This window comes from Rhizobium sp. CFBP 13726 (genome assembly GCF_014841925.1).
Classification (GTDB): domain Bacteria; phylum Pseudomonadota; class Alphaproteobacteria; order Rhizobiales; family Rhizobiaceae; genus Neorhizobium; species Neorhizobium soli.
The window spans coordinates 1,172,139-1,194,747 of sequence record NZ_JACYUU010000001.1 but is presented as its reverse complement, the minus strand read 5'-3'; the positions used below and the strand labels follow the sequence as shown (position 1 = coordinate 1,194,747).

General features: G+C 61.0%; 19 protein-coding genes. 8 read left to right on the top strand and 11 right to left on the bottom strand.

Annotation, left to right across the window (positions count from 1 at the left end; genetic code table 11):
• Positions 1 to 108: 108 nt before the first annotated feature.
• From IFT66_RS05830 to IFT66_RS05815, 4 genes are all read right to left on the bottom strand, one after another.
• Entirely contained in the window at positions 109 to 927 is an 819-nt protein-coding gene (locus tag IFT66_RS05830) for a class I SAM-dependent DNA methyltransferase (RefSeq protein WP_062580912.1), read from the bottom strand.
• Positions 928 to 979: 52 nt separating this feature from the next.
• Entirely contained in the window at positions 980 to 1,810 is an 831-nt protein-coding gene (locus IFT66_RS05825) for an ABC transporter permease (RefSeq protein WP_062456514.1), read from the bottom strand.
• On the bottom strand, positions 1,807 to 2,589 hold the full coding sequence (locus IFT66_RS05820) for an ABC transporter permease (RefSeq protein WP_062456516.1): 783 nt from the start codon (positions 2,587 to 2,589) through the stop codon (positions 1,807 to 1,809). Before IFT66_RS05820 ends, IFT66_RS05825 begins: the two co-directional genes overlap by 4 nt.
• Positions 2,590 to 2,711: 122 nt before the next feature.
• Positions 2,712 to 3,485 carry an ABC transporter substrate-binding protein gene (locus IFT66_RS05815; protein ID WP_425503175.1) on the bottom strand — a complete coding sequence of 258 codons (774 nt, stop codon included), beginning with the start codon at positions 3,483 to 3,485 and terminating at the stop codon, positions 2,712 to 2,714.
• A gap of 327 nt (positions 3,486 to 3,812) precedes the next feature.
• Between IFT66_RS05815 and IFT66_RS05810 the strand changes: the two genes are divergently transcribed.
• Positions 3,813 to 6,137 (top strand): OmpA family protein, encoded by a 2,325-nt coding sequence (locus tag IFT66_RS05810; RefSeq protein ID WP_192076970.1) that lies wholly within the window; start codon positions 3,813 to 3,815, stop codon positions 6,135 to 6,137.
• A 49-nt stretch (positions 6,138 to 6,186) separates the two neighbouring features.
• Here IFT66_RS05810 and mobB read toward each other — a convergent pair whose 3' ends face one another.
• Genes mobB through IFT66_RS05795 form a run of 3 tightly spaced genes read right to left on the bottom strand, consistent with a single transcriptional unit; the run spans position 6,187 to position 8,257 of the window.
• The gene (gene mobB / locus IFT66_RS05805) at positions 6,187 to 6,705 is read right to left on the bottom strand and encodes a molybdopterin-guanine dinucleotide biosynthesis protein B (protein ID WP_192076969.1); all 519 of its coding nucleotides are present in this window, start codon (positions 6,703 to 6,705) and stop codon (positions 6,187 to 6,189) included.
• Positions 6,702 to 7,328: a molybdenum cofactor guanylyltransferase MobA gene (mobA, locus tag IFT66_RS05800; RefSeq protein WP_199864757.1), complete on the bottom strand. Its 627-nt coding sequence runs from the start codon at positions 7,326 to 7,328 to the stop codon at positions 6,702 to 6,704. Before mobA ends, mobB begins: the two co-directional genes overlap by 4 nt.
• The gene (locus IFT66_RS05795) at positions 7,325 to 8,257 is read right to left on the bottom strand and encodes a DMT family transporter (RefSeq protein WP_192076968.1); all 933 of its coding nucleotides are present in this window, start codon (positions 8,255 to 8,257) and stop codon (positions 7,325 to 7,327) included. The genes mobA and IFT66_RS05795 overlap by 4 nt, the downstream gene beginning before the upstream one ends.
• Before the next feature lie 228 nt (positions 8,258 to 8,485).
• Here IFT66_RS05795 and IFT66_RS05790 point away from each other — a divergent pair, with 228 nt between their 5' ends.
• Positions 8,486 to 11,047, top strand: a complete 2,562-nt coding sequence (locus IFT66_RS05790; RefSeq protein ID WP_192076967.1) for a methyl-accepting chemotaxis protein — start codon at positions 8,486 to 8,488, stop codon at positions 11,045 to 11,047.
• A gap of 78 nt (positions 11,048 to 11,125) precedes the next feature.
• On the opposite strand, the gene moaA is transcribed toward IFT66_RS05790, so the two are convergent.
• Positions 11,126 to 12,112, bottom strand: a complete 987-nt coding sequence (gene moaA / locus IFT66_RS05785; protein ID WP_113110841.1) for a GTP 3',8-cyclase MoaA — start codon at positions 12,110 to 12,112, stop codon at positions 11,126 to 11,128.
• Positions 12,113 to 12,322: 210 nt separating this feature from the next.
• On the opposite strand from moaA, the gene IFT66_RS05780 reads away from it, so the two are divergent.
• Genes IFT66_RS05780 through IFT66_RS05770 form a run of 3 tightly spaced genes read left to right on the top strand, consistent with a single transcriptional unit; the run spans position 12,323 to position 15,169 of the window.
• Entirely contained in the window at positions 12,323 to 12,709 is a 387-nt protein-coding gene (locus tag IFT66_RS05780; protein WP_174196587.1) for a gamma-butyrobetaine hydroxylase-like domain-containing protein, read from the top strand.
• A gap of 31 nt (positions 12,710 to 12,740) precedes the next feature.
• The gene (locus tag IFT66_RS05775; protein WP_062456538.1) at positions 12,741 to 14,564 is read left to right on the top strand and encodes a monovalent cation:proton antiporter-2 (CPA2) family protein; all 1,824 of its coding nucleotides are present in this window, start codon (positions 12,741 to 12,743) and stop codon (positions 14,562 to 14,564) included.
• The gene (locus IFT66_RS05770; RefSeq protein ID WP_062456541.1) at positions 14,561 to 15,169 is read left to right on the top strand and encodes a pyridoxamine 5'-phosphate oxidase family protein; all 609 of its coding nucleotides are present in this window, start codon (positions 14,561 to 14,563) and stop codon (positions 15,167 to 15,169) included. Before IFT66_RS05775 ends, IFT66_RS05770 begins: the two co-directional genes overlap by 4 nt.
• A gap of 10 nt (positions 15,170 to 15,179) precedes the next feature.
• On the opposite strand, the gene IFT66_RS05765 is transcribed toward IFT66_RS05770, so the two are convergent.
• Both IFT66_RS05765 and fumC read right to left on the bottom strand, forming a co-directional pair.
• Positions 15,180 to 16,250, bottom strand: coding sequence for a GGDEF domain-containing protein (locus IFT66_RS05765; protein ID WP_062456544.1), 1,071 nt, complete (start codon positions 16,248 to 16,250; stop codon positions 15,180 to 15,182).
• Between the two features lie 264 nt (positions 16,251 to 16,514).
• Complete coding sequence (gene fumC / locus IFT66_RS05760) at positions 16,515 to 17,906, bottom strand: class II fumarate hydratase (RefSeq protein WP_113167664.1); 1,392 nt, start codon at positions 17,904 to 17,906, stop codon at positions 16,515 to 16,517.
• A 390-nt stretch (positions 17,907 to 18,296) separates the two neighbouring features.
• Between fumC and IFT66_RS05755 the strand changes: the two genes are divergently transcribed.
• Entirely contained in the window at positions 18,297 to 20,288 is a 1,992-nt protein-coding gene (locus tag IFT66_RS05755) for a L,D-transpeptidase family protein (RefSeq protein ID WP_446737865.1), read from the top strand.
• A 67-nt stretch (positions 20,289 to 20,355) separates the two neighbouring features.
• Here IFT66_RS05755 and IFT66_RS05750 read toward each other — a convergent pair whose 3' ends face one another.
• Positions 20,356 to 21,024, bottom strand: a complete 669-nt coding sequence (locus IFT66_RS05750) for an HAD-IA family hydrolase (RefSeq protein ID WP_192076965.1) — start codon at positions 21,022 to 21,024, stop codon at positions 20,356 to 20,358.
• Positions 21,025 to 21,211: 187 nt separating this feature from the next.
• Between IFT66_RS05750 and rpiA the strand changes: the two genes are divergently transcribed.
• The gene (gene rpiA, locus IFT66_RS05745; RefSeq protein WP_192076964.1) at positions 21,212 to 21,907 is read left to right on the top strand and encodes a ribose-5-phosphate isomerase RpiA; all 696 of its coding nucleotides are present in this window, start codon (positions 21,212 to 21,214) and stop codon (positions 21,905 to 21,907) included.
• Positions 21,908 to 21,926: 19 nt separating this feature from the next.
• Positions 21,927 to 22,514, top strand: a complete 588-nt coding sequence (locus IFT66_RS05740) for a DUF2059 domain-containing protein (RefSeq protein WP_062580883.1) — start codon at positions 21,927 to 21,929, stop codon at positions 22,512 to 22,514.
• Positions 22,515 to 22,609 lie beyond the last annotated feature (95 nt).

Genomic DNA, 22,609 nt, shown 5'->3' with positions numbered 1-22,609 from the left:
TAGCAATCCCCCCAATCAATCCGAATGCTATTATCGGTTGATTGGGTAAGATTTGCGCAACTTATACGTAATGTCAATATGACTCGACGAACCGTCCAGTTTAGGAGCTCAGCCCTTCAACTTCGCAATCACGAGATGGCCGGGGCTCGGGTTGCCGTCCTGCATCCGCACATTGATTTCGGTCATTTCCACGACCGTAAAGCCGGTCTCTTCCAGCCGCGAGCGGATGTAGGATTCCGAGTGGACGAAGCGCTGGTGGGGGCCGACCCGGTAGGGGGTGGTGTCGGATGCGGGGAGCGTTTCGGACGAGAAGGCGAACAGGCCACCCGGCACCATGTTTTCGGCAGCACCGAAGAACAGCGGTTCTAGCGCGCCGAGATAGGGCAGAACGTCGGTTGCGGTGACGAGGTCGAAGGGCTCGTCGTCGTTGTCGTCAAGGAAGTCCTCGACTTCCGCGACGTAAAGGGTCTCGTAGAGATCCTTCTCATGGGCGATCTCGACCATGTTTTCGGAAAGATCGATGCCGGTGATGTCGTCCACCATGTCGCGCAGGGTCCCGCCTGTGAGACCGGTGCCGCAGCCGAGATCGAGCATGCGCTTGAACGGGCCAAGGTTCAGTTCCTGCAGACGCTGGCGCAGGATGACGGGCACGGCGTAGCCGAGCTGTTCGACAAGGATGTCCTCGAAGCTTTCGGCATGCTGGTCGAACAGGGTTTCGACATAGGCGTCCGGCGCTCTCGGCGGCGTTTCGCCGCGTCCCATCGAGGCGATGCGGACTGCTGCGCCGCCGTGATCCTCGGGGTCGATTGCCAGCACGTCTTCGTAGGCTTTTACCGCCGCGTCGATATCGCCGGCCTTTTCCAGCGCCAATGCGCGGTTATAGGCCTCGGCCAGAGCTTCCTCGTCGATCTTCGTCATCGCCATCATCCTTTTCGTTGCGAAGCGCTTTAATCGTCGAAGCGCCGTTTGGCAATCTGGACTAGCGTTTCAGATGACGGGTCAGGCGGGCTTCCATGAATGCCCAGAGGTGCCTCAGCGCTTCCACCATCGTCAGGTAGAAGATCGCCGCCCAGAGATAGGTCTGGTAGTCGAAGGTGCGCGAAAAGGCGTAGCGCGTCTCGCCCATCAGATCGAAAACGGTAACGATGGCGACCACGGCGGAGCCCTTGATCATCAGGATCACTTCGTTGCCGTAAGGGCGAAGGGCCACGATCAGTGCCTGCGGCAGGATGACCTTGCGCAGCGTGATGCGCTTGGAAATGCCCAGCGCCGCGGCGCCTTCGTGCTGGCCGCGCGGCACGCTTTCAATGGCACCGCGGAGAATCTCGGCCTGGTAGGCGGCGGTGTTGATCGTCAGCGAAAACAGCCCGCAATACCAGGCTTCGCGGAAGAACCACCAGAGACCGACGGATTCCAGTTCCGCCCGGAAGCTGCCGAGACCGTAATAGATCAGGAAGAGCTGCGCGAGCAGCGGCGTCGAGCGGAACAGATAGACATAGGCGTAGGCGATCGTGTTGAGCACGCGGTTCTTCGACATGCGGGCGAACGCGATCGGCAGCGAAAGCAGCGCGCCGAGAACGATGGAGATGCCGACAATCGAGATGGTCGTCCACAGGCCGTTGAGGTAGCGCGGCCCATAGCGCTCAAACTTCGCCGTATCCCAGCCGTTAATGACCATCATCACCAACGCTGCTGCGAGCAGGCCCCAGAGTACCAGAACGACGATGCCCGCAACCTTGGCAGCGGTCAGCGGCCTCGCGACGACGGCGGGCGCAGGGCGTGGCGCTATCAGCTCTTTCACAAAGCTCATCGCGATACTCCCGAGCGTTTGGCCCAGCGTTCGATGAAGCCCAGTCCGAACGAGGAGATCATCGCAAGCACGAGATAGAGAAGGCAGGCGATGGTATAGAAGAAGAACGCCTCACGGCTGACGCGCGCGGCAATGCCTGTCTGGCGGATGATATCGGCAAGGCCGATGACCGAGACGTAGGACGTATCCTTCAGCAGGATCAGCCAGAGATTGGTGAGGCCCGGCAGCGCGATGCGGATGAGCTGCGGCAGGACGATCAGGAACATCGTGCGCCAGCGCCGAAGGCCAAGCGCATCGCCGGCCTCATACTGGCCGCGCGGGATGGCGCGAAAGGCAGAGAGAAGCACTTCCGACGAGTAGGAGGAGAACACGACAGCGAGAGCTACCATCCCAGCCACGAAGGCGTTGATCTCGACGCGCCCGTCATAGCCGAAGGTCGACAGCACTGTCTGGAGAAGGATCTGGGCGCCGTAGTAGACGATGAACAGCGTCAGCAGCTCGGGAAGGCCACGGAAGATCGTCGTGTAGATGCCGGCGGCCAGCCGCAGCAGCCGTTCCTCCGACTGTGCTGCGAGCGCGATCAGAAAGCCGATGACGAGGCCGACCGGCAGGGTCGCCAAGGCCAGCGTGATCGTGACCTTGACGCCAAAGGCGATCTCGTCGCCCCATCCGGCGTCGCCGCAGGCAATCAGGGAACCTTGGCCGAGCCAGGTAAAGATGCCGGCCGGGCCGCAAAACGGGTCGAGCGTATCGAAGAGGGCGGAGAGCCATCCGCTCATAGGGTCATTCCGGTTCGTTCCCCATGCGGCTTTTAAGGCGCCGCTTCAGTCATAGGTGTCATTAAAAAGGAAAACGGCGGAAGGGCAAGCCTTCCGCCGTTCATATTCCGGCGTATAGACGATTACTTGTCGCCGTACACGTCGAAGTCGAAATACTTCTTGTTGATTTCGGCGTATTTGCCGTTGGCGCGGATCGCGGCGATCGCGGCGGTGAACTTGTCGGCCAGTGCCGTTTCGTCCTTGCGCACGGCAATGCCGGCGCCTTCGCCGTTGATCTCAGCATCGACCGGGAGCGGTGCGAGGATCTTGCAGCAGTTGCCGGCTTCGGACTTTACCCATTCCGACAGGACGACAATATCGTCAACCACGCCGTCGATGCGGCCGTTGGTGAGGTCGAGCTTGTACTCGTCAGACGTCGGGTAGAGCTTCAGTTCGGAATCAGGAAAATGCTTTTCGGTGTAGTTCGAGTGGGTGGTCGAACCCTGGGCGCCTAGCGTCTTGCCCTTGAGCGAGGCCGCGGTCGCATCCTTCAGAGGCGAATCCTTCGGTACGGCGACTGCCGGCGGCGTGTTGTAGTATTTCTTCGAGAACGCAACCTGCTGCATGCGTTCCGGCGTGATCGACATGGAGGCGATGATAGCATCGAACTTCTTCGACTGCAGCGCCGGGATGATGCCATCCCAGTCGTTGGTGACGAAGGTGCAGGTGACCTTCATTTCGTCACACAGCGCCTTGGCGATGTCGATGTCGAAACCAGTCAGATTGCCGTTGGATTCGAGAACGTTGAAGGGCGGGTAGGCGCCCTCGGTGCCGATCGTGAGCTTTTCCTGGGCAAGCGCGGATCCGGCGAAAAGCGATACAGCCGCGATGGATGCAGCTGCGAAAAGGCGGGACATGGTCATAATGATCCTCTCTGTTGGCAAGACCGGCGGCGTTGAATTCATACGCCATCCGGGTTGCGGGGCTTAAGGCCAGCTCGCCCCGTCTGACGTTTTATAGATACCGGCTAACGGGAAATTGCAACGGCATTTTCCTGCCCCATGACACCTCGCGGGAGGTGAACGCGGCATTCAGTTGTCATTCATGTGGTTGGGAACAGTCTTTGCGGAACCATATCGGTTGAATACCCGTTCAGCCGGCGCGTCAGCCCGAGGTCATTCTTTCGAACGATGCATAATACGGGATGCGCCAAGGGAAGAGACGCTTGAGAAGAGGAAGATTGCATGTCTAAAAAATTCAGACTGTTTGCCAGCGTGGCTGCGCCGGTGCTGTCGCTGCCGCTGATGCTGCAGCCGGTTGGTGCCATGCCGCTGAAGGCCGCCATTGAAGTCAACCAGGCTCCGGCCTCGGTACCAGGTCTCATCCAGGTGCAGCAGGAAGTCATCGCGCCTGAAGATGGTGGTGGCGAAAAGCCGCAGCGTCCGCGCCGCGAAAAGAGCGAAGCAGGCCAGGGCGAAGACAAGCCAGAGCGGCCGCAGCGTCGCCAGGCCGCGGAAGACGGTGGCGGTGCCAGCGAGCGCCCGCAGCGTCGCCAGCAGACTGAAGACAACGGCGGCGCAAGCGAGCGTCCAGCACGCCGCGCGCAGGCTGAACAGGGCGAGCCCGAGCAGAAGAAGCCAGCGCGCCGCGATGCCGAGCGTCAGCAGGATGCACCTGCAGCAGGCGAACGCCCGCGCCGTGAAGCGCAGGGAAGCGATGCCAAGGAGCGTCCGCCTGCAGCGGACCGTTCGAATGCCGAAGGCGAGCGCCCGAAGCCATCCCGTGACCGCGCCGATCCGTCCAAGGCCGATGCTGCCGACAGGGCGAAGCCGGACGATGCAAAGCCGGCCAAGCCTGAAAAGGCACAGGCCGATCGTGCAAAGCCAGACCAGGCCGATCCGGATCAGGCTCGTCCGCAGCGCGAAAAGGCAGGCGATGAACAGTCGCCGGAGCGTCCGCGCGCGCAGGGCGATCGCAGCAAGGTAGATCCGAAGGCCGACCCCAAGGTGGATCCGAAGGCTGCGGAACGCAATGCTCGCGACACCGACGCTGAGAACGGGGCTACGCCACCGCGCGACGCCAAGGATCGCAACCAGCGCGACCAGACCCGTCCGGATACTGCAGCGCAGCCAGACGCGGCTCGCCCAGACCGTAATCAGGCTGACCGTAACCCAGCCGACCGCGACCAGAACAACCGTCGCCCGGGTGATGCCGATCAGGCCAATCCGAACGAGCCCGGCCGTGATCGTCCCGATCGCAACCAGGCCGATCGCAACCAGCCGGAGACCGATCAGCCCGCAAACGGCCGTCCGCGGCCGCCGCAGGTTGCCGATACGCCTGACAAGGTGGAGCGCGCCAAGGAACTGGCGAAGGATCCGAAGTCTGCGCAGCGCGGCGAACAGCCGACCCTGCCGGTCGAAAACGGTGCAGCGGTGCTCGACAGCGCCAAGGAAGATGCACGTCCGCGTCGTCCGGACCGCGATGGTGAGCGTCCGCGCCGCGACCGCGATCGCGATGCCCAGCAGGCGGATCGTGCACCGCCACGTTCCGACGCTGATTCCCAGTCCAACACCCGGGAGACAGCCGACCAGAGGCGCAATTTCCGCGAACTGTCCGAAGAGCGCGGCGAACGGCTCGACCGTCGTCCGCAGTTCGATCGCCCGCGTGGCTGGGATTATCGCGGCCAGGACGGCCAGGACGTCGGTCGTAACGATCGCGGCAGGGATCGTGGCCGCGTGATCATCTCGATCGACAACCAGTCGGTCGTGCGCCACGATGACAGCCGCCGCTTCTATGAAGAAGACGGTCGCCAGCCGGAATACGAGCGTCTGCGCGATGGTCGTGTACGTGAAGTGATCGAGCGCGACGACGGCACCCGGATCGTCACCGTGCGCAACCGTTACGGCGAGATCGTCCAGCGGTCGCGTATCGTGCGCGGGGGCGAGGAATATGTGCTCTACTATGCGCCGGAACTGTCGGAACAGAACCGCGGTGCAGATTATACCTGGCGCGATCCGGGTGACGATCTGCCGCCGATGCGTCTCGACGTTCCGCTCGACGACTACATTATCGACACGTCGTCGGAGCCTGACCGGAACTACTACGAGTTCCTCGAACAGCCGCCGGTCGAACAGGTCGAGCGCGTCTATTCGCTGGATGAGGTTCGCTACTCGGCCCGTATCCGCGACAAGGTTCGTCGTATCGACTTGGATACGGTCACCTTCGCAACAGGCAGTGCCGAAATTCCGATGAATCAGGCAAGCTCGCTGCGCAAGGTTGCGGATGCGATCAACCAGGTGCTGAAGAAGGACCCGGCTGAAACCTTCCTGATCGAAGGCCATACCGACGCCGTCGGCGCGGATGACGCCAACCTCGTCCTGTCCGACGAGCGTGCGGAAAGCGTTGCCCGCGTTCTGACCGACGCTTACGGCATCCCGCCGGAAAACCTGGCGACCCAGGGCTACGGCGAACGCTACCTGAAGGTTCGCACCGACGGACCGAACCAGGAAAACCGCCGCGTCACCATCCGCCGCATCACGGCGCTGGTAAAGCCGGTTGCGTCGAAATAGTACGGTTCACCAGAGTTGATCAGAGAGCGCCCGGTTTATCCGGGCGTTTTCATTTCTGCGGGAGAGAAACGACGTCCGCGATGAAATCCGCGATGGCGACCGTGTCGTCGAGATCGAAGACGGGCAGGGACGTACCCTCCACCGCATGATCGGCAGCGATGGCAACAATATGCGGATCGGTCGGAGCCAGTGGCTCGCGGCTTTTCGATTCGATCCTGCGAGCCTCAATCTTGGGCACTGGCTCGCGCTTGTAGCCCTCTATCAGCACCAGATCGCAGGGCGCGATACGATCGAGAACGTCCTGCAGACTGGGTTCCGGATCGCCGCGCAGCTCGTGCATGATGGCAAACCGGGTGCCGGAGACGATCGTCACTTCATGCGCGCCGGCCTGACGGTGCCGGAACGAGTCGGCGCCGACCTTGTCGATGTCGAAATCGTGGTGGGCGTGCTTGATCGTCGAGATCTTGTAGCCGCGGCGGGTGAACTCCGTCACCAGTCGCACGGCAAGACCAGTCTTGCCGGAGTTCTTCCAGCCTGCAATTCCAAAGACACGGGGCGGCACTGTCATCTCAGAGCCTCGGTGAAGCGCTTGGCCAAGGCCAGATCCTCCGGAGTGTTGATATTGAGAAAAGGATCGAGCATTTCGCCGCCGATGTCGAGAACTGGGAAATCCACATAGACCGTCGAATGGCGATCCAGAAATGCCCTGAGGCGACGGTTGTCGGGATCAACAAGCCATTTTTCGAGGTCGTCGGCGATCGACTTCGGCCAGAGCGCGAAAACGGGATGCGTACGACCATCCGACGTAGCGACGGCAATGGTTTCAGGGCCAGCGTCGGCTTTGAGATGTGCCACCAGATCGAGCGGCAGGAACGGACTGTCGCAGGGGACCGTCACCATATGGGACGCATCGGTGTCCTGCGCCTGCAGGTCGAAAAGACCGGCCAGGACGCCTTCGAGCGGGCCGGCCTGGCCCGGTCTCAAGTCGGGAACGAGACGTAGCCCGCGAATATTCTCTGGGGCTTCGGGCGCATTCAGAACGATCGATATCACCTGAGGCGCGAGCCGATCGACGACATGGCCGAGGATCGTCTTTCCGGCGAGCGGCAGATCAGCCTTGTTTTGCCCCATGCGGCTGGATCGGCCGCCGGCGAGAATGAGAGCCGGGAGATTGTTTAAGGCAGTTATCATCGGCCCGTTTCTCTCGTCTGCGTGGAGCCGGGCGGGGCGACGTCGGCGGCGGTCGCGACCTGCTGCTTCCTCTTTTTCTCGCGCGCGAACGTGTAGAGACCGGAGCCGATCACGATTGCCGCTCCCGCAAGCATGCTGCCGCTCGGCTCCTCGCCGAAGAACAGGATCCCGATCGCCAGAGCCCAGATCAGGCTCGTGTAGCGGAACGGCGTCACAAACGAGACCTCTCCCGTGCGCATCGCCATGATCACGGTCTGATAACCCGCAAAAACCAGGAGCGATGTCAGGACGAGAATGGAGAAGGTGCCGGCGCTCACCGGTTGCCAGCCACCCATCGGCATGATCAGGATAATGCCGAGAAGCGTGTTGGCGAAACTCGTGAAGAAGGTGATGCTGATGGTCGGGATTTCGGCGCTGATCCGCCGGGTCGTCAGGTCGCGGCAGGCGGTGAAGCATAAAGCGATGAGCGGATAGATCGCGTCCGCCGAAAAGCCTTCCGCGCCGGGGCGCAGAATGAGAAGGACGCCAACGAGCCCGACCCCGATCGCGCTCCAGCGCCGCCAGCCAACCGGTTCACGAAAAATGAGTGCTGCGCCAAGCGTGACGACCAGTGGCAGCGACTGCATGATGGAGAAAGCGGTGGCAAATTCGAGCCGGGCGAGCGCGGTGAAATACGCAAGGGTGGCGCCGAGTTCGCAAAATCCTCGCAAAAGGACGAGGGGATGGCTCAGCGTTTTCAGCGAAATCGACGCGCGAAGGTGGCGCGCGATGAAATAGACGAGGGTTGTGGTCATGACCCCGCGCACGGCAATGATCTGTGCAATGCTGAGCTCTGACGTAACGGATTTGACCAAAGCGTCGTTGAAGGTAAATGCCGCCATGGCGAACGCCATAACCAGGGCGCCGCGTGCGTTTTCGGACAGACTCATGATGTCTCCTCGGGACCGCGCCGTCTTAGCGCAGCTTCAAACGGTCCGCCAGCAGCCACATGTCCCCGTTCTTGCGAAATCGCAACTCGGACGTCCTTGAGTTAACGCTTGTTCAACCGAATTTGCAGATTGTGTGCAGCAATGTTACCCGCATGACGTGGGGGCGCTTGCTGGATAACCCGCGAATGAACAGCGGAGCCGGGGGCTACTCAACAACCCGGGGGTTCCATGTCATTCGTCGATCGTCTGCTTCAAAGACGCAAAATTGTCACCAAGGTTCTTCTCTTCGTCGTGCCACTGGTGCTTCTGATTGCAGGCGTGGGAATGGCTGGCTTCTATACGGCCGAAACGCTGAACGGTCATATGACCGTGACGCGTGCCACGATCGAAAATATCGGCGATTTCGAAGATCTCCAGTCATCGCTTCAGGCATTCACCGAGGCTCCGTCGGATCAGACCGTCGCGACCCTGCGGTCCAGTATCGCGCGTCAGGCTGACGGCGTCGGCCGGTTGCAAGGGCTGTTGCAGACCGAGGGTGACCGTAACCGGATAGCCGTTGTCCGCGAGCTTGCGGCTAAGCTCTCGGCCGACACGGACGGGCTGTGGGCGATCGAACAGATGCGCAAGCGCAATGTCGAGGAGATCAATCAGATCCTCAAAGGCGTGCGCGATGCTTCCAACGGCGTCGACAAGCAGGTCGAGATCATCCAGAAACAGTTTGACGGCAAAGAGAAATTCGCCAAGCGGCAGCTGTTTGAAGCCTACGCGTATCGATCCGTCGCGCGTCGGCTGGAAAATCTGCGCAATGCCGTGCGGGCCTCCGAAACCGACGAAGCCACCGTCAAGGGCGCGGAGCTTTACGGCCACACGCTCAAAAAGGAATTCGCGATCGTCGCTCCGATGCTGTCGTCCAACGGCAAGGCGGCCATGGCGCCGATCGAGCAGTCAGCCGATCAGCTTCTGGCCGTCATCGCCAGCGACAAGCCGGTTGCCGACAAGGCCCAAGCTTTGCGCATTGCGACAAGTGCCTTCATGAGACCGCAGGGGGAACTTGCCGCCGAAGTGACGAAGAAATCCGGTGACGCAGCCGAGCGTTTCGTCGATCTCGAAGGCGAGGTGGAAGTGCTGAAGAGCGTTCTCGACCAGATCGACCAGTCGCTCCAGATTTCGAACGCGATGCAACTGCATGCCGAGCGTTTCATGACGGTGCCGACCGATGAAGCACGTTCGCATATCATTGCCGACATCGTGGCGCTGAGGGCAACAAGCGCAAAAGTCTCCGAACTCAATTCACGCAATGCCGCCACCCGCGACTTTGGACCGACCCTTGCGACACTGCTGAGCGCGCTGGAGAAGAGCACGGCGACGACGATTGTCAACGCGGGTGAATGGACTGCGGCACGCACGAAGGCGACAGAAACGCTGACGGCGGGCATGGCCGGCCTCAAGAACTTCGTGGCTCAGGCGCAGGAGGTCGGCAAGGCAGACAGCGAGCGTTCGGCCACGGTTTCCGTGATTGCCATGGTGGCGGGCACGCTGCTTGCCATCGCCGGCGGCCTCATGCTGGTCGAGACGCTGCGCGGACCTTTGCGCCGCGTCACCGAGATCATGAAGCGTCTGGCCGATGGCGATCTCGATGTGAAGATCGAAGGCCGCGAGCGGGGCGACGAGATCGGCGACATGGTGCGCTCGGTCAGCGTGTTCCGCGATTCGGCGCTGGAGAATATCCGGCTGGAAAAAGAGGCGACGTCGGCACGGGAGCTTTCGAGCGCCGAATCGGACCGCCGCACAAGCGAACGTGCCCGGATTGCCGCCGAACAGCGTCAGGCGCTGACCGCTCTCTCGAGCGTTCTCGGCCAGCTTGCCGAAGGCGACCTGGAGCAGACCATGGATGAAAACCTGCCCGAGGATTTCGTCGAGATGGCCCGCACATACAACCGCGCTGTCGAAGAGTTGCGCGGCACGCTTGCCGACGTCCGTTCCACGGCCGACGAGATCGAAGGCGGCACGGGCAATCTTGCGGCATCCGCCGACGACCTTGCCCGGCGCACGGAGCAGCAGGCGGCGGCACTCGAGCAGAGCTCACGTGCGCTCCGCCATCTCGGCGACATCGTCCGCGCAACGGCGCAGAGCGCTCGCGAAACCTCGACGTCCGTCAACGAGACTGAAGCTTTCGCGGTGCGTTCGGGCGAGGTCGTGGCACGCGCTGTCGGCGCCATGGGCGAGATCAGCCGGTCGTCGGAGAAGATTGCAACCATCATAGGCGTCATCGACGAGATCGCCTTCCAGACCAACCTGCTTGCGCTCAATGCCGGTGTCGAAGCCGCACGCGCAGGTGAGGCGGGTCGCGGTTTTGCCGTGGTCGCGCAGGAAGTCCGCGAACTGGCGCAACGCTGCGCAGGCGCTGCCCGCGAAATCAAGGGACTGATCTCGGCAAGTTCCGCGCAGGTCACGAATGGCGTGCACCTGGTTGAGGAGACAGGTGGCGCGCTCTCGCAGATCATCGCCCATGTGACCGACGTGCGCAAACTGGTGACGCAGATCTCCGATGCTGCCGAGGAACAGTCGACGGGGATCAGCCAAGTCACCCGCGCGGTTCAGGAAGTGGAACACATCACCCAGCGGAACGCCGCGATGGTGGAAGAAAACAATGCCGAGATCCACGGCCTGCGCCAGCGGGTCGGCGTTCTCTCCGAGAAGATCGAGCGGTTCAAGACCCGCGAACCGCACGCACAGTTCGGCATGGGGAGTTATGACCGGCGCGATCAGCCGCGACGCGACGTCGCCTGAGACGATCGCTGCAGTCCCAAAATGAAAAGAGCCGGCTCATGCCGGCTCTTTTCACATCTGAGCTTTGCTTCGTTTACATCACCCGCCGGTGACGCTCATGTGGCGCGAGACGGCGGGGCGGTTGTTGCGGTCGATGATGAAGTCGTGGCCTTTCGGCTTGCGCGAAATCGCCTCGTCGATCGCCGCCGAGAGAACGGCCGGATCGTCGGATGCGCGCAATGCGGCACGAAGATCGGCGGCGTCGTTCTGGCCGAGGCACATGTAGAGTGTGCCGGTGCAAGTCAGTCGCACGCGGTTGCAGCCCTCGCAGAAGTTATGCGTCATCGGCGTGATGAAGCCGACGCGGCCACCGGTTTCCGCGACCTCGACATAGCGGGCAGGGCCACCGGTCTTGTAGGGGATGTCGGTGAACGTGAACTGCTGCTCGAGATCGGCGCGCAGCTTCGACAGCGGCAGATAGCGGTCCGTGCGGTCTTCCTCGATCTCGCCCATCGGCATGGTCTCGATCACGGTCAGGTCCATACCGCGGCCATGTGCGAAGCGCAGCATGTCGGCAATCTCGAATTCGTTGAAATCCTTGAGCGCGACCGCATTCAGCTTGATCTTCAAGCCCGCCTTCTGCGCCGCATCGATGCCTTCCATGACCTTGGAGAAGTCACCCCAGCGTGTGATGGTCTTGAACTTGTCGGGATCGAGCGTATCGAGCGAGACGTTGATGCGACGCACGCCGCAATCGTAGAGTTCCTGTGCATGGCGGGCGAGCTGGGAGCCGTTCGTCGTCAGCGTCAGCTCGTCGAGATTGCCCTCTTCGATGTGGCGACCGATCGAGCGGACCAGATACATGATGTTCTTGCGCACCAAAGGTTCGCCGCCGGTTAGCCGAAGCTTGCGGACGCCCTTTGCGACGAAGGCCGAACAGAGCCTGTCGAGCTCTTCCAGCGTCAGCAGGTCCTTTTTCGGCAGGAACGTCATGTTTTCAGCCATGCAATAGGTACAGCGAAAGTCGCAGCGATCCGTGACCGAGACACGCAGATAGGTCACCGCGCGACCAAACTTGTCGATCATCGGTGCGTTGGTCGCGGCAGGGCCGGCAGTCAGTGGCGGTATGACAAATGAATTCACGGGTAAATACTCCTGACGCCAGAACTTGGGTCCGATCCGGGGCAACGTCAAGGTTTGTACTCCTTAACGTGATGATGGACCGTTCACGGCGAACGGGCTTGCGAGGCATGAGCGAAGTCCATAATCGTGAGACATTCAAATTGGAAGAGAAACATGACTGACGTTCCCAACGACAGCTGGCCGACGGAATTGCGGGTTTCGCCGGACAAGAGAACACTGACCGTGCACTTTGAAGACGGTGCGTCTTACGCCCTGTCCGCCGAGATGATGCGCGTGCTCTCGCCTTCCGCAGAAGTTCAGGGCCACAGCCCGGACCAGAAGGTGACGGTACCGGGAAAGCGCCTTGTGGGCATACGCAACGTGGTCGCGACCGGCAATTATGCGGTCCGCATCGCGTTCGACGACGGCCATGACAGCGGTATCTTTACCTGGCGCTATCTGCGCGAGCTAGGGACCGAGGGCGACGCGCTTTTCCAGGGTTACGAAAATGATCTGGCGGCCAAGGGACTGAGCCGCGATAGTGTCACGCAGACGCGCTAAAGCGATTTCGAAAACAAAGGGGATTGTCGGGGTGGCAGCGGAATCAAATGCGGGCGATCTGGTTCAGGTCGTCGCGCTTCTCGGGGCAGCGGTTATTGCGGCACCCCTCTTCAAGAAGATCGGTCTCGGATCCGTGCTCGGCTATCTCGCCGCCGGTTTGGCGATCGGGCCTTTTGGACTGAAGCTTGTCTCGGATCCGCAGGCGATCCTGCACATTGCCGAACTCGGCGTCGTCATGTTCCTGTTCGTCATCGGCCTGGAAATGCAGCCATCGCGGCTTTGGAGCATGCGAAAGGATATTTTCGGGCTTGGCGCACTTCAGGTGTGCGCCTGTATTGTTTTGCTGATGGCTGTCGGGATCGGCTTCGGTTATCCGGCGCCTGTCGCCTTCGTCGCCGGCACCGGCTTCGTCCTGACCTCGACGGCAATCGTCATGCAGATGCTTCAGGAGCGCAACCATCTGCACACGCCGAAGGGCCAGCATATCGTTGCGATCCTGTTGTTTGAGGATCTCGCCATCGTGCCGCTGCTGGCTATCGTCGCCCTCTTGGCGGCGCAGGGCGAGGCCGTATCCTTGACCGAGCGGCTGCAATCGGTCGGCATCGGGTTTGCAGCGCTTGCCGCACTCGTTCTTGCCGGGCGATACCTGCTTAACCCGTTCTTCCGGCTGCTTGCCAACTCCGGCGCCCGGGAGGTGATGACCGCTGCGGCTCTTCTCGTCGTGCTCGGATCGGCGCTGCTGATGCAGTTTGCGGGATTGTCGATGGCGATGGGCGCGTTTCTTGCGGGCGTTCTCCTGTCCGAATCATCCTTCCGGCATCAGCTCGAGGCCGATATCGAACCGTTTCGCGGCATCCTGCTGGGTCTGTTCTTTCTCGGCGTCGGCATGGCGGTCGATCTGTCGGTGATTGCCGCCAACTGGCAGCACGTTCTCCTTGCCGTGATCGCCTACATGATCGTCAAGGGACTGGTGATCTATGGGGTCGCGAGGCTGCTCGGCACGTCCCACGCCGAAGGTCTCGGCCGTGCGATCCTGATGGCGCAGGGCGGCGAATTTGCGTTCGTGCTCTACGCGGCGGCCGCCTCCGTCGGCATCTTGGATTCCGATACGAATGCCGTGCTGACGGCGACGATCGTTATCTCGATGGCGGTGACGCCGCTGGTCGTTGCGATCTACGTGCGCACCGCGCCGAAGCCGGAAGTGGATACGAGCGGTCTGGCCGAGCCAGAGAATATCGAAAATACGGTGCTGTTGATCGGCTTCGGGCGTTTTGGACAGATCGTCAGCCAGCCGGTTCTGGCGCGAGGCTATACGCTGTCGATCATCGACAGCAATGCGGAGTTTATCCGCGACATCGGCGATTTCGGCTTCAAGGTCTATTACGGCGACGGTGTCCGACCCGAGATCCTGCATGCAGCCGGTGCGGCGACGGCAAGGGCGATCCTGATCTGTGTGGACGACAAGGAAGCGGCGCTGAAGATCGCCGAGATCGTCAAGGAAGAGTTCCCGCTCGTTCCGGTTCTCGCCCGCGCCTATGACCGCGGTCATGCGATCGATCTTCTGAAGGCCGGCGTCGATTACCAGATCCGCGAAACCTACGATTCGGCGCTGAGCTTCGGAGGCGAGGTTCTGCGCGCTCTGGGTGAGGCCGACGAGACGGCGCTTCAGATGGTCGAGGAATTCCGCGAGATCGATCGCGAACGGTTTGCGCTGGAACAGGTCGGCGGCATTTATGCCGGCCGGTCGCTGATCAAGGGCAATGCGCAACCCGCAGACATCATCGCCGCAAAAACGGCGCGCGAACGGGAACGACGGGCGGCCGCACAGGACGCGGCGCAAGGGGCAGCAAGATGACAATCATCACAACGGTCGACGAACTGAAGGCGATCTATGGCGACAGCAGCGAGGCATCGCTTGCCAAGGTGACCCGCTTCCTGACGGCTGAATATCGGCAGATGATCGAGGCGTCACCGTTCGTGGCGCTGGCAACCGTCGGGCCGGAAGGGATCGACTGCTCGCCGCGCGGCGATCTCGGCGGGGTGGTGCGGATCGAGGACGAGCGGACGCTGGCGCTTCCGGACTGGCGTGGCAACAACCGCATCGATTCGCTGATCAACATCGTTCGAGATCCGCGGGTCGCCCTGATGTTTCTCGTGCCGGGCTCGACGATGACGATGCGGATCAATGGTCGCGCGGTGGTGTCGGTGGAACCCGGACTGCTTCAAAGCTTCGAGATGGACGGCAAGCACCCGCGCAGCGTGACGGTGATTGCTATCGACGAGGTCTATTTCCAATGCGCGCGGGCGCTGATGCGGTCGGAACTGTGGAACCCAGCTCGGTTTGTTGATCCGAGGACCCTTCCGACGCCCGGCACCTTGCTGAAGGCGGCAAAGGCCGACTTCGACAAGGAGACCTATGACCGCGACTGGGCGGACCGTGCCGCCAAGACGATGTGGTGAGAGCAGGCGATCACTTCTTGTAGATCAGCCAGCTCTTGCTGACGTAATCCTTGGTCATGCTGTCTTCGTAGAACACGGTCCGGTTTCGTCCGGAGTTCTTGGCATGATAGAGCGCCGTGTCTGCGCGGGCGTAGAGATCGCCCGGATCGGCTGCCTGCGAGGCCATCGAGTATCCAAGCGAGATGGTGACTGGCCCATAGTTGATGCCCGAGCGGGAATTGCGGAAGGCGCGCGTTTCGAGAGCACGACGCACCCGCTCGCAGATGATCATGACCTCGTCGGGCGTGTTGCCCTGAACGATGATCGCAAACTCCTCGCCGCCTGTGCGTGCGACGAAGACTTCCTTGCGGACGTTCGAACGGATGACCGAGGCGACGGTCGACAGGATCTTGTCGCCGACCGGATGGCCGTAGCTGTCGTTGATCTTCTTGAAATTGTCGATGTCGGCAAGGACCAGCGCCGTCACGGGCAGGCTTGGCGCATGGTCGAAGATCGTTGCCAGGCGCTCGTCGAAGGCGCGTCGGTTGGAAAGCCGCGTCAGGGAATCGGTATTGGCGATCCGCTTGTACTCGTCGAGTTCGCGGCGAACCTGATCCATTTCCTGCGAGCGTTGCTCCATGTCGCCGGCGGTCTTTTCGCCCTGCGCGATCTTGTCACCGGTGGCATCGTTGAGGAGGCTGACGGCGTTGCGGATCAGCTCGCTCGAAAAGCTGCTTTTGGCATTGATACGGACGGCGGTCTCGCCAAGAAGACGGCTGTAGCTTTCGAGCGACGCCTGTTCCTGACGCAACAGCTTCAAGACAGAGTCCAGCTCCGTCAAGATGCGGTCATGCGCCTTCTCGATGACATCGACCTGACCCGTTCCCAGGTGCCGGGCAGAAAGGTCGTCGAGTTCCTCTTGCGTCGCGCGTGAGCCCAGCGCCGCAAGATCCTGTGCCAGCTCGGGGTTGGAGCCGATGTAAGCTTCATAGAATAGCTGATAATTACGCGGTATCGAAGCGACCCCCATCGCCCGAATTGCGTATATGACTTGACTGATCAAATCACTGGATTGCGCCTTCGGCGCCACACCCGTCGTCATCGACGACCCCCACTAGACCTCATCCACTGTGTGGATAAATTTATATGTGACGAATATTGGAAAACAATTAAGAGCAGTTTGTATTTGCGCAATTTTGTACGGGTTATTTTAATTATGATTCTATGTTATATTGCGTGAAAGTGCAAATCTTGGCTGAGCTTGCGATACGCGCCAAACATATGTTTCGGTCTAGCTCATTCCGGATGTAATCTTGACGACGGGGCCTATCGGTTGACCGACCCCGTCATCGCTATTGCGACCGATTTACTTGGGGCCGATCATGTTTTCCGGACGGACATACTGATCGAACTCCTCGTTCGTCAGATAGCCACCGCCAACGGCTTCCTCACGCAGCGTGGTGCCATTCTTGTGCGCGGTCTTGGCGATCTTGGCGCAGGTGTCGTAGCCGAGCCTGGAATTCAGTGCGGTGACCAGCATCAGGGAGTTTTCGACGCCCTTGCGGATATTGTCTTCACGCGCTTCGATGCCGACGACACAGTTGTCGGTAAAGGAAACGGCAGCATCACCGAGCAGCTGAACCGACTGAAGGAAGTTGTAGGCCATCATCGGATTGTAGACGTTCAGCTCGAAATGCCCCTGGCTGCCGGCGAAGGTGAGGGCAGCATGGTTGCCGAAGATGTGGGCGCAGACCTGTGTGAGCGCTTCCGACTGCGTGGGGTTGACCTTGCCCGGCATGATCGACGAGCCCGGCTCGTTTTCCGGCAGCGACAGTTCGCCAAGGCCGGCACGCGGACCGGAGCCGAGGAAGCGGATGTCGTTGGCGATCTTGAACAGGGCGGCTGCTGCCGCATTGATCGCGCCGTGCGAAAACACCATCGAGTCGTGTGAGGCGAGCGCCTCGAACTTGTTCGGCGCCGTCACGAAGGGGAGGCCGGTGATCTTCGAGATTTCGTCGGCGACCTTTTCGGCAAAGCCGACCGGGGCGTTGAGGCCTGTGCCGACGGCAGTGCCGCCCTGAGCAAGCTTGGAGAGCGCCGGAAGCGTCAGCTCGATATTGGCGATCGCGGAGGCGACCTGCGCGGCATAGCCGGAAAATTCCTGGCCGAGCGTCAACGGCGTCGCGTCCTGCGTGTGGGTGCGGCCGATCTTGATGATGTGGGCGAAAGCCTTCACCTTGGCTTCCAGCGCCTCATGCAGGTGCTTGAGCGCCGGCAGGAGATGGCGGACGATGGTTTCGACGCAGGCAATGTGCATGGCCGTCGGATACGTATCGTTCGACGACTGGCTCATGTTGACATGGTCGTTCGGGTGCACAGGCTTCTTGGAGCCCATGACGCCACCGAGGACTTCGATCGCCCGGTTGGAGATCACTTCGTTGGCGTTCATGTTCGACTGCGTGCCGGAACCGGTCTGCCAGACCACAAGCGGAAAATGATCGTTGAGTTTGCCGTCGATCACTTCCTGGGCAGCGTCGACGATCGCCTTGCCGACGGTCTGGTCAAGGCCTGCCAGTTCCATATTCGCAACGGCTGCGGCCTGCTTGACGATGCCGAGCGCACGGACCACGGCCAGCGGCTGCTTTTCCCAGCCGATCTTGAAGTTTCCGAGCGAACGTTGCGCCTGAGCGCCCCAGTAGCGGTCTGCGGCCACGTCGATCGGGCCAAAAGTATCGGTTTCGGTGCGCGTTGTGGTCATCGTGTCGCCTCTGTCTCCCATGCCCGCGAACGCGGGCGAACTATCGCGTGCCGGGCACGAAACCGGCGCCGGCATTACTATACCATTACCGGGTGACTTCAAGCGCAGCCGGGGTCGATTTGTGACCGTGTCCGCGTGCCATTTCGGTCACGCCGGGTGGAATTGTGCCCGATGGAACAATGGTCGGCCAAATAAACTAGGTTACCCATTGGTGAAAATTTAACGAATAATTTCTTAATCTTCGCCGGCGTTCGCGTATGCTTTGCCACTCAGATCCGGCTTTGTGTGCGCTCGGGCGTTTCTTTCCACAGGCCACGCGATCGGATAGATGGCGGGCTGCATGAATTGATCCCGCAGATTTGCAAGCGGGTGGAAATGACGGGGACAAAATTGCCGCAAGATACCAAAAAGACTTCGCTCGCTCTGGCTTTGGTTTCCGGAATTTCGGCCTTTGCCGTCCTGGCCGGCCCCGCCAACGCCCTGACCCTGATGGATTTCCTGAAAGGCGGCCCTGGCAAGAGCCGCGCCGCCGACAACGGCGTTCCGGGTGTGACGACTGTTGCTCCCACCGAAAAGGCGCTGGCCGATCCCGAGCCGCTGCCGAAGGTGTCCGGACCCCGCTACTATACGTATAAAGCCGATGCCAGCCGGGCCGTGACGACCGCAGGCTTTGCCGCGGCCTCAGCGACCGATGCGACCCGCCTGATCGCGCAGGCAAAGGTATCGGCCCCGTCTGCGATCGCGTCCGCACTCGAAGACTATTACAGCAAGAACGCAGCTCCGCTCTGGGTCTCCGGCGGCGATGTCAACGACCATGCGCGGGCGCTGATCAGCGTGCTGGAAAAGGCCGCCGACTTCGGTCTCGATCCCGCCGACTACGCGTTGAAGGTTCCGAACCTGACGACCGCCAGCGTCGCGCCTGCCGAAGCGCCGGTTGCGTCGGCTGAAGCCGAGGCCACTGTCGACCCCGCAGCGGCGCCGGAAGCGGCAACCGCCACACCCGTCGCTGCCACGCCGGACACAGCTACCACCACGGCTGAAACGCCTGCCGTAGCATCACCTGCCGCCGGTCCGGCCGAGGGTCACGACCGCGATCTGATGCAGTTCGAGCTTGCTCTGTCTGCCAAGGCATTGATGTTTGCGCAGGATATGACGCGCGGGCGCATCGATCCGAACAAGATCTCCGGATTCCACGACTTCAAGCTGAAGACCGTCGATCTGAATGGCGTCATGGCTTTCCTGGCGACAGGTCAGGAACCCGGCGCCTATCTTGCAGGCCTTGCTCCGCAGGATCGGCATTTCACGGCTTTGAAAGCCGAGCTTGTCAGGCTGCGTGCTGAAGCTGCGAGTGAAGCGACCGCCGTGAAGCTCCCGGACAATCTGCTCCTGAAGCCGGGCAACAGCAGCCCTGATCTGTCAGCTGTTGTGGCGGCGATCCAGCATTCGGGGTCCGATGCGCTGAAGACCAAGCACGAAGCGACGCTTGCGAGCTACCAGCAGACGCCGGAATACACGCCCGAGCTGGTCGATCTGGTCAAGACGTTCCAGAGCGAAGCAGGCCTGAAGGCCGATGGCGTCATCGGTGCGGCGACCGTTCGCAAGATGGTCGGCCATACGTCGCAGGACAAGATCGAAAAGCTTGTGGTCGCCATGGAACAGGCGCGCTGGCTGCCGAGCGATCTCGGTCAGCGCTACGTGTTCATCAACCAGCCTGCATTCCGCGTTTACTACAACGAGAACGGCGCCGAGCAGTTCTCGATGCGCACAGTTGTGGGATCGAAGGCGCATCAGACGTTCTTCTTCCAAGACGAGATCGAGACTGTCGAGTTCAACCCATACTGGGGCGTGCCGCAGTCGATCATCGTCAACGAGATGCTGCCGAAGCTTCGCGCGGACCCGTCCTATCTCGATCGTCTCGGCTATGAAGTCGCGGTCAATGGCAAGGCTGTGCCGTCGCGCAGCGTCAACTGGTACACTTCGACCCAGAACGTCTCGGTTCGTCAGCCTCCGTCGAGCGACAATGCTCTCGGCGACCTGAAGATCCTGTTTCCGAACGCCCATGCGATCTACATGCATGACACGCCTTCGAAGAGCTTCTTCCAGCGTGACATGCGTGCGCTCAGCCATGGCTGCGTGAGACTTGCAGAGCCGCGCAAGATGGCTGCGGCCGTCCTCGGCATTTCCGAGCAGGAGGTCGATGCTCGGATCGCCGGTGGTGAAAACGTTGCGGCCAAGGTGACCGCAAAGATCCCGGTCTACGTTTCCTACTTTACCGCATGGCCGAACAAGGACGGAAAGGTCGAGTATTTCGACGACGTCTACGATCGCGACGCGGCCGTGAGAAAGGCATTCGAGGCAACCACGAAGGCACGTTCGGCTTAAAGCTGAAAATCTTGACGTCCAATTGGAAACGGCGGCCTTCGAGCCGCCGTTTTCGTTCGTATCGACTTCAGATCATCTGCCGGATGACCTGGACGGTCAGATCGTCGAAGTGATCAATGACGATGTCAGCGTTGAGGTCCACGACCGGGACGTCGGAATAGCCGAAGCTGACGGCGATCGAACCAATCCTTGCATTTTGCGCGGCGAGGATGTCGTTGATGCTGTCGCCGATCATGATGCTGCATGCCGGGTCGGCGCCTGCCTTCTCGATCGTGCCGAGAATATGCCCGGCATCGGGTTTGCGGACCGCAAACGTGTCTCCGCCGGTGATGACGTCGAAACGCGAGGCAAGGCCAAGGCCCTGCATCAGCGGCAGCGCCAGTTCTTCCAGCTTGTTGGTGCAGACGGCAAGCCGGACACCTGCACATGCGAGGCGATCAAGACAGTCGATGACACCGGGATAGACCTTGCTCTTGCCCGGCATATTCGCCTTGTAATGCGCCATGAAGCGATCGAAAAGCCGCGCGGCCAGTTCGTCGTCGAGCGGCGTCTTGCGCAGGTGGAAGGCGCGGGCGATCATCATCCGCACGCCCTGGCCGACGAGATGGGTGATGTCCTCATAGGCGACAGGCTGCAGATCGGCCGCGGCAATCGTGTGATTGAGGCTATCGATGAGATCGGGCGCGGTATCAACGAGGGTACCATCCAGATCGAAGATGACGAGGGGAGTTTTCACGGGTGCCTCTTGGTTTCGATGAATGCCGGCTGGAATATCAACACAGAAAAAAGCAAGGCAGCGACTAACACGGAACCGGCGACGCCGCAAAACCTCAGCAAGCCTGTGTGCAAGACGTTAGGCTCTTTCGTTTGTCAAAAGAGCCGTGTAAACAGCGACCGCAGGAACATTCTGGAGCTTTTGGCGGATGGACGCCCGAGAACTGAAGGTCAAGGCGGCTGAGGCTGCGCTGGGATATGTCGAAGACGGAATGCGTCTTGGCATCGGCACAGGCTCGACTGCCGAAGAGTTCGTTCGTCTCCTGGCCGAAAAGGTGCATGGCGGCTTGAAGGTTCTCGGCGTGCCGACCTCGGAGCGGACCGCCCGCCTTTGCGTCGAACTCGGCGTTCCCCTCAAATCGCTCGACGAACTGCCGGAGCTCGATCTGACGATTGACGGTACCGACGAGGTGGACGGGAACCTGACCCTGATCAAGGGCGGCGGCGGGGCTTTGCTGCGTGAAAAGATCGTTGCGGCGGCGTCTGCTCAGGTGATCGTGATTGCCGACGAAAGCAAGGTCGTGGAAACCCTCGGCGCGTTTCCGCTGCCGATCGAGATCAATCCGTTCGGGATGGCCTCGACACGCATTGCCATCGAAAAGGCTGCCTCCAGGCTTGGTCTTTCCGGCGAACTGAAGCTGCGCCGCGGTGGCGAAGATGTGTTTCGCACCGACGGCGGGCACTATATTCTTGACGCATCTTTTGGCCGCATTCCTGATGCAGAGGCCTTGTCAGCTCAACTTCATCTCATTCCCGGCGTCGTCGAGCACGGGCTGTTCATTCACATCGCGTCCTTTGCGATCATCGCCGGCGAGGCTGGTGCGCGGACGTTGAAGGCGAAATAACCTTAGGAGCAATCAACCCATGATCAAATTCGCGGTTCTTGGCCGTGCTGCCGCCCTCGCAATTGTGATGTCCGGCGCCGTTTCCGTTTCTGCTCAGGCCCAGGAAATTCCTGAGGCCCATATGGCGGCTGCGCGCGATGCTATCGCTTCGCTCAACGTCACCGATCGGTTCGACAACATTCTGCCCAACATGGCCGAAGCGTTGAAGGGTCAGTTTATCCAGTCTTCGCCGAACTTCCAGGAACAGATCAACGCCATCGTCGACGAAGAGGCGCTGGCGCTTGCTCCGCGTCGTGCGGATCTCGAAAAGGAAGCCGCGACGATCTACGCCAAAAGCTTTTCCGTCGATGAGCTGAAGACGATCTCGACCTTCTTCACGACCGAAGCCGGCAAGAAGCTTTTGAACAACCAGCCGCTGGTTGCCCGCGAACTCGGACGTGCGGCTGAAATCTGGGCCAACGGCATTTCGCGCGACCTCAACACCCAGGCGACCGCCAAGCTGCGCGGCGTTATCGATGCCAACCCGATCAAGGCACCTGTCGTTGATACGCCGGCACCTGCGGCGGCTGGCGCCAAGCCGGCTCCGACGCCTGCTGCCAAGCCCTGATCGACTGATTCAAAAGACTTCTGAAAAGCCCGGAGAAATCCGGGCTTTTGTTTATGGCGGCTGCAGCATTATATGTGGCTGGCACCTATCTATGC

What these genes read in the sequence shown, in the direction of transcription:
- IFT66_RS05830 (WP_062580912.1), bottom strand. Translation starts at nt 927, where the DNA reads ATGATGGCGATGACGAAGATCGACGAGGAAGCTCTGGCCGAGGCCTAT.
- IFT66_RS05825 (WP_062456514.1), bottom strand. Translation starts at nt 1,810, where the DNA reads ATGAGCTTTGTGAAAGAGCTGATAGCGCCACGCCCTGCGCCCGCCGTC.
- IFT66_RS05820 (WP_062456516.1), bottom strand. Translation starts at nt 2,589, where the DNA reads ATGAGCGGATGGCTCTCCGCCCTCTTCGATACGCTCGACCCGTTTTGC.
- IFT66_RS05815 (WP_425503175.1), bottom strand. Translation starts at nt 3,485, where the DNA reads ATGTCCCGCCTTTTCGCAGCTGCATCCATCGCGGCTGTATCGCTTTTC.
- IFT66_RS05810 (WP_192076970.1), top strand. Translation starts at nt 3,813, where the DNA reads ATGTCTAAAAAATTCAGACTGTTTGCCAGCGTGGCTGCGCCGGTGCTG.
- mobB (WP_192076969.1), bottom strand. Translation starts at nt 6,705, where the DNA reads ATGACAGTGCCGCCCCGTGTCTTTGGAATTGCAGGCTGGAAGAACTCC.
- mobA (WP_199864757.1), bottom strand. Translation starts at nt 7,328, where the DNA reads ATGATAACTGCCTTAAACAATCTCCCGGCTCTCATTCTCGCCGGCGGC.
- IFT66_RS05795 (WP_192076968.1), bottom strand. Translation starts at nt 8,257, where the DNA reads ATGAGTCTGTCCGAAAACGCACGCGGCGCCCTGGTTATGGCGTTCGCC.
- IFT66_RS05790 (WP_192076967.1), top strand. Translation starts at nt 8,486, where the DNA reads ATGTCATTCGTCGATCGTCTGCTTCAAAGACGCAAAATTGTCACCAAG.
- moaA (WP_113110841.1), bottom strand. Translation starts at nt 12,112, where the DNA reads ATGATCGACAAGTTTGGTCGCGCGGTGACCTATCTGCGTGTCTCGGTC.
- IFT66_RS05780 (WP_174196587.1), top strand. Translation starts at nt 12,323, where the DNA reads ATGACTGACGTTCCCAACGACAGCTGGCCGACGGAATTGCGGGTTTCG.
- IFT66_RS05770 (WP_062456541.1), top strand. Translation starts at nt 14,561, where the DNA reads ATGACAATCATCACAACGGTCGACGAACTGAAGGCGATCTATGGCGAC.
- IFT66_RS05765 (WP_062456544.1), bottom strand. Translation starts at nt 16,250, where the DNA reads ATGACGACGGGTGTGGCGCCGAAGGCGCAATCCAGTGATTTGATCAGT.
- fumC (WP_113167664.1), bottom strand. Translation starts at nt 17,906, where the DNA reads ATGACCACAACGCGCACCGAAACCGATACTTTTGGCCCGATCGACGTG.
- rpiA (WP_192076964.1), top strand. Translation starts at nt 21,212, where the DNA reads ATGGACGCCCGAGAACTGAAGGTCAAGGCGGCTGAGGCTGCGCTGGGA.
- IFT66_RS05740 (WP_062580883.1), top strand. Translation starts at nt 21,927, where the DNA reads ATGATCAAATTCGCGGTTCTTGGCCGTGCTGCCGCCCTCGCAATTGTG.